Source organism: Trebonia sp., assembly GCF_030042015.1.
GTDB lineage: Bacteria > Actinomycetota > Actinomycetes > Streptosporangiales > Streptosporangiaceae > Trebonia.
Genome location: NZ_JASIAL010000380.1, coordinates 1 through 5834, shown reverse-complemented (window position 1 = coordinate 5834; position 5834 = coordinate 1). Strand labels below are relative to the sequence as shown.

The following is a 5834-nucleotide window of genomic DNA, read 5'->3' as shown; positions in this document are numbered from 1 at the left end:
GGCCGGGTCGACGTGGTGGGGCTCGGCCCCGGCGGGCGGGACTGGCTGACGCCGCAGGCGATGGGGGTGCTCTCGGCCGCCGACGACATCGTCGGCTATGCGGGCTACGTGGACCGCGTGCCGCTCAATCCACGGCAGCGGCGGCACGGCAGCGACAACCGGGTGGAAGCGGAGCGCGCGGAGTTCGCCCTCGACCTGGCGCTGCGCGGCCGCCGGGTCGCCGTGGTGTCCTCAGGCGACCCTGGGGTGTTCGCCATGGCCTCGGTGGTCCTCGAGGCGGCCGCGGCCGATGAGCGGTTCGCCGGGGTGCCGGTCGCCGTCGTCCCCGGTGTCACCGCCGCGCAGGCCGTCGCCAGCGTCGCCGGGGCACCGCTCGGCCACGACTACGTGATGCTGTCGCTGTCGGACCAGCTCAAGCCGTGGCCGGTCATCGCCGGCCGCCTGGAGGCGGCCGCGAAGGGCGACTTCGCCATCGCGATCTACAACCCGGCGTCGCGGTCCCGGCGGCGGCAGCTGGCCGATGCGCGTGACCTGCTGCTCGCCTTCCGCGATCCCGGTACGCCGGTCGTGATCGGGCGCGCCGTCGGGACGGATGACCAGCAGGTCACCGTGACGACCCTCGGCGAACTCGACCCCGGGCAGGTCGACATGCGCTGCCTGGTCATCGTCGGCTCCAGCCAGACACGGATAGTGCGCGGCGGCTCGGGCGAGGCCCGGGTGATCACGCCGCGCCGCTATCCCGGCTGATCCACCGCAGCGCCTCGGCGACCGTCGCCACCACCGCGCTGCCGGGCGGCAGCGGCGGGCGCCGCACCATGATCACCTGGACGCCCAGATCCCGGGCGGCCTGCAGCTTGGCGGCCGTCATCGTGCCGCCGCTGTTCTTCGTCACAAGCAGCCCGACCCGATGCTCGCGCATCAGCGCGGACTCTCCCCCGACGGTGTACGGCCCCCGGTCGAGGATCAGCGTCATCCGCGGCGGCGTGCGCCCGTCGGGCGGGTCGACCGTACGGACGAGGAACAGGTGGCGGTCGTCGGCAGCGAAAGCGCCCAGGTCGCGACGGCCCGTGGTGAGGAACACGCCCTCGCCGGGCCAGTCCCTGACGGCCGCGGCCGCCGCGGGCACGTCAGTGACCGTTTCCCAGGACGGATCGGGCTCCCACGCGGGACGCCGCAGCACCAGCCGTGGCACGCCGGCCTGCCCGGCGGCCAGCGCCGCGTTGGCCGAGATGCCCCCGGCGAACGGGTGCGTCGCGTCGATGAGGTGAGTGATGCCCTCGTCGGCCAGGAAGGCCGCCAGGCCAGCCGCGCCGCCGAAGCCGCCGACTCGCACCGGGCCGTCGGGAAGCCGCGGCTGCCGTACCCGGCCGGCCAGCGAGGACAGCACGTCGGCGCCCGCTGCCACGAGATCGGCGGCCAGTTCCCGCGCCTCACCGGTTCCGCCGAGGATCAGGATGCGCACCGGCACAGGGTAGTGCGGGGCACCGCGCGGTACGCGACACTGGGCAGATGCGCGAACTGCTCGTCGTCGGGATGGGCCCCGGCCACCCGGACCAGATCACCGTCCAGGCCGTGCAGGCTCTCAACAGGGCCGACGTGTTCTTCCGGATGGACAAGGGAGACGCCAAGTCCGGGCTCAACGCGGCCAGGGACGAGATCCTGCGACGGCACGTCACCCGCCCTACGTACCGTGTCGTGGACATTCCCGAGCCGCCGCGCGACCGGTCCCCGTCGCTGAACGACGGCGGGTACCTGGGCGCGGTACGGGACTGGCACGAGGCCCGCTCGGAGCTCATCGCCCGGGCGATCGAGACCGAGCTCGGCCAGGACGGCGTCGGCGCGTTCCTCGTGTGGGGCGACCCGTCCGTCTACGACTCGATGCTGCGGGTCGTCGACCGCGTCCTCGCGCTCGGCACCGTCTGTTTCGACTACGCCGTGATTCCGGGCGTGACGAGCGTGCAGGCGCTCGCGGCGGCGCACCGGATCCCGCTGAACCGGACCGGCGAGCCCATCCACATCACCCCGGCCCGCAAGATCGCCGGCGGGCTGCCCGCCGGCCTGGACAGCGCCGTGGTCATGCTGGACCGCGGCTTCACCGCCGCGGGGTTCGACGAGCCCGGCCTGTCCGTTTACTGGGGCGCCTACCTCAGCACGCCGGACGAGATCTTGATCTCCGGGCCGCTGGCGGACGTCGCCGCTCAGATCACGCAGACGCGCGCCCGGCTGCGCGAACGGCACGGCTGGATCATGGACACCTACCTGCTGCGCCGGGACGCCAAGCCCGCCACCGGCGGCCACGCCAAGCCCGCCACCGGCGGCCACGCCAAGCCCGCAACCGGCGACCGGGAGACTACGGGGTAGCCCGGCGCGGCGGACGATCCCTCGCGGCCGAGTACAGGTGGCTGTCGCGGAACCCTTCCGCGGCCAGCACCCTGCCGACGATGATCACCGCGGTGCGCTTCACCCCGGCGGCCAGCACCTGCCCGGCTATGTCGCCGAGCGTGCCGCGCAGGATGACTTCCCGCTCCTGGCTGGCGTACGCGACGACAGCCGCGGGACACTCCGGCCCGTAGTGCGGGACGAGTTCCGTGGCCACCCGCTCGACCCGCTGCACGGCGAGGTGCAGCACCAGGGTCGCGCCGGTCGCGCCGAGGCTGGCCAGGTCCTCGCCCGGCGGCATCGGGGTGGCCCGCTGCGCGATCCTGGTGAGCACGACCGTCTGGCCGACCTCAGGCACGGTGAGCTCGCGCCGCAGCGCCGCGGCGGCGGCGGCGAACGCGGGTACGCCGGGGGTGATGTCGTAGCCGATCCCGGCCCGGTCCAGACGCCGGGCCTGCTCGGCGACCGCGCTGAAGACGGCCGGGTCGCCGGAACACAGCCGCACCACGTCCAGGCCCGCGGCGTCCGCTTCCGTCATGGCCGCGACGATCTGGTCCAGCGTGAGGTCGGCGGTGTCGATCAGCCGCGCGTCCGCCGGGCAGTGCGCGAGGACTTCGCCGGGGACGAGGCTGCCGGCGTACAGGCACACCGAGCATCGGGAGAGCAGCCGCTGCGCCCGGACGGTGATCAGGTCGGCGGCACCCGGGCCCGCGCCGACGAAATGAACGGTCACGAGCCCTCCTTCCTGATCGACCACTGGACGACGGGCAGCGCCGGCCGCCAGGTCGTGAGGGAGCCGAGCCCGCCGGCGCGCTCCACGCCGATCCGGGTCAGGGTACCGCCCAGCCGCTGCCGCCAGTCCGCCAGGACGGCCTGCCCCTCGATCGTGACCGCGTTCGCCACCAGCCTCCCGCCGGGCCCGAGCGCGTCCCAGCACCCGGTCACGACACCGGCGACGGTGACGCCGCCGCCGACGAAGACCGCGTCGGGCGCGGGCAGCCCGGCCAGCGCCTGCGGCGCGGCCCCGGCCACCACGGAAAGTCCCGGCACGCCGAGCGCGGCGGCGTTGCGGGCGATGCGCTCGCGGCGGTCGGCGCGCGGCTCGATCGCGACCGCGCGGCTGGCCGGGTGGACGCGCATCCACTCGATGCCGACGCTTCCTGACCCGGCCCCCACGTCCCACAGCAGCTGACCGGGGACGGCGGCGAGCTCGGCCAGCGCGAGTGCCCTGATCTCCCGCTTGGTGAGCTGCCCGTCATGCTCGAACGCGTCGTCGGGCAGGCCGGGCACGCGCGGCAGCGGCACGGCCGCGGCGTCAAGACGGCATTCGATCGCCAGGATCGCCAGGCTGCTGTGCGGCCCTTCGCCGGCCGGGGCTACCCGCTCGTCCGGGCCGCCGAGGTCGGCGAGCACGGTCACCGGGCTGGCGCCGAGCCCGCGGGCGGCGAGCATCGCGCGCACGTCCGCGGCGGCCGTCTCCTGAGCGGTGAGGGCGAACACCCGCCGCCCGGGCTGCAGCAGCGGAAGCAGCAGCTCCCGGGGACGGCCGACCAGGCTTACCACGTCGACGTCGTCCAGCGGCCAGCCGAGCCGCGCCGCGGCGAGCGACACCGATGACAGGTGCGGGAGCACACGCAGCCGCGCGGGACCCAGCAGCCGGGCGAGGGTGGCGCCGATGCCGTAAAACATCGGGTCGCCGCTCGCCAGCACCACAAGCGCCGGGGCCGCCCCGGCGAGGGCGGCGCCGGGGCCGTCCGTGCCCGCATGGGCCGCGACCAGCTCGGACAGGCCGGGGAGCAGCGGGCTCGGCAGCGGGACGCGCCTGCCGGTGACGGCGCCGGGCAGGAGCGCGAGCTGGCGCGGGCCGCCGACGATCACGCCGGCCTGCTCAACGGCGGCCCTCGAAACCGGGGACAGTCCCGGCCACCCGTCGGCCCCGATGCCGACCACGGTCACGATCTGGCTGAGCACGCCCTACAGTTTGCCGCACGGCTGTGAGAGGATGGCGGGCGAACGGCTGCCGAGGAACACCGGTGCGAATCCGGGGCGGTCCCGCCACTGTGACCTGCTGCTTGATCGTTGCAGGAAGCCAGGCCATCGGCACCCGTGCCGCCGGGCCACCGCCCGGTGGTCGTCGCTGTCGGCGGGCGCGGACACCCGCCAGGTGAAGGTGCTCTTCCGTTGACCCAGTTTCCGTTCAGTGCCGTGGTCGCGATGGACGACATGCGGCTGGCGCTGATCCTGAATGCCATCTCGCCGGCGATAGGCGGCGTGCTCGTCCGAGGGGAGAAGGGGACCGCGAAGTCGACGGCCGTGCGCGCGCTGACCGCGGTGCTGCCGCCCGTGGACGTCGTGACCGGCTGCCGGTTCTCGTGCTCGCCGCGTTCCCCCGACCCCGGGTGTCCCGATGGGCCGCACTCCCCAGGCGGCGCGTCGCAGCGGCGTCCGGCCCGGCTGGTGGAACTGCCGGTCGGCGCGACCGAGGACCGGCTCACCGGCTCCCTCGACATCGGGCGCGCCCTCACCGAGGGCGTCACATCCTTCTCACCCGGCCTGCTGGCCGCCGCGCACCGTGGCGTCCTGTACGTCGATGAGGTCAACCTGCTGCACGACCACCTGGTGGACCTGCTGCTCGACGCGGCGGCACTCGGCACGAACTACGTGGAGCGAGACGGCGTCTCGGTCCGGCACGAGGCGAGGTTCCTGCTGGTGGGAACCATGAACCCGGAGGAAGGCGAGCTGCGGCCGCAGTTGCTCGACAGGTTCGGGCTCACGGTCGAGGCGAGCGCGCCCCGCGACCCGGCGAGCAGGGCCGAGGTCGTGCGCCGCCGGATCGGTTTCGACACCGATCCGATGGCGTTCGCCGCGCAGTTCGCCGCCGCTGAGGCATCGCTCGCCGCGGCCATCGCCGCCGCCCAGGAGCGGCTGCCTTCTGTGGTCCTTGACGACCAGACCCTTGAGCGGATCGCGGCGGTCTGCGCCGTCTTCGACGTGGACGGGCTGCGGGCCGACATCGTGATCGCCAGGACTGCCGCCGCGCACGCGGCGTGGCGGGGCGGGGCGGCGGTCACCCGCGAGGACATCCGCGCCGCCGCCCGGCTCGCGCTGCCGCACCGGCGCCGGCGCAACCCGTTCGACGCCCCAGGCCTTGACGAACAGCAGCTTGACGACGCGCTTGGCGACCCGGACGACGAACCCGATCCGCCGCCGGACGACGGTCCAGGACCGGGAACTGGCCAGGATCCCGGCGGCCAGGATCCCGGCGGCCCGGATGGCGGCGGCCCGGATGGCGCGCCGCTCAACGGCGACGACGGGCGGCAGGCCCCGGCCAGCCGGGAGTCGGTCGTGCCCAGCCGGGAGTCGGTCGTGCCCAGCGGGGCGACGTTCCGGGCGCGGCGGCTTGAGGTGCCAGGCAAGGGGCAGGGCGCCGCCGGACGCCGCTCCCGCGCCGCGAC

General features: G+C 74.8%; 6 protein-coding genes and 1 riboswitch. Of the genes, 3 read left to right on the top strand and 3 right to left on the bottom strand.

Translation table 11 applies throughout. From position 1 onward, the window contains the following. Nucleotides 1–747 (top strand): precorrin-3B C(17)-methyltransferase (cobJ, locus tag Q1N79_RS20790; RefSeq protein WP_300611432.1); only part of this gene is annotated, 747 nt, incomplete at its 5' end. Here cobJ and Q1N79_RS20785 read toward each other — a convergent pair. Continuing rightward, nucleotides 722–1462, bottom strand: a complete 741-nt coding sequence (locus tag Q1N79_RS20785) for a cobalt-precorrin-6A reductase (protein WP_300611430.1) — start codon at nucleotides 1460–1462, stop codon at nucleotides 722–724. The two genes, cobJ and Q1N79_RS20785, sit on opposite strands and share 26 nt — an antisense overlap. 47 nt (nucleotides 1463–1509) lie before the next feature. Here Q1N79_RS20785 and cobF point away from each other — a divergent pair, with 47 nt between their 5' ends. Continuing rightward, nucleotides 1510–2361, top strand: a complete 852-nt coding sequence (gene cobF, locus Q1N79_RS20780) for a precorrin-6A synthase (deacetylating) (protein WP_300611428.1) — start codon at nucleotides 1510–1512, stop codon at nucleotides 2359–2361. Here the strand turns inward: cobF and cobM are convergent. Beyond that, entirely contained in the window at nucleotides 2351–3112 is a 762-nt protein-coding gene (gene cobM, locus Q1N79_RS20775; protein WP_300611426.1) for a precorrin-4 C(11)-methyltransferase, read from the bottom strand. The genes cobF and cobM overlap by 11 nt on opposite strands. Then, nucleotides 3109–4350 (bottom strand): precorrin-6y C5,15-methyltransferase (decarboxylating) subunit CbiE, encoded by a 1242-nt coding sequence (gene cbiE, locus Q1N79_RS20770; RefSeq protein ID WP_300611425.1) that lies wholly within the window; start codon nucleotides 4348–4350, stop codon nucleotides 3109–3111. The genes cobM and cbiE overlap by 4 nt, the downstream gene beginning before the upstream one ends. Before the next feature lie 15 nt (nucleotides 4351–4365). Then, nucleotides 4366–4493: riboswitch (cobalamin riboswitch) on the top strand. A 100-nt stretch (nucleotides 4494–4593) separates the two neighbouring features. Between cbiE and Q1N79_RS20765 the strand changes: the two genes are divergently transcribed. Further along, nucleotides 4594–5834 (top strand): AAA family ATPase (locus Q1N79_RS20765; RefSeq protein ID WP_300611434.1); only part of this gene is annotated, 1241 nt, incomplete at its 3' end.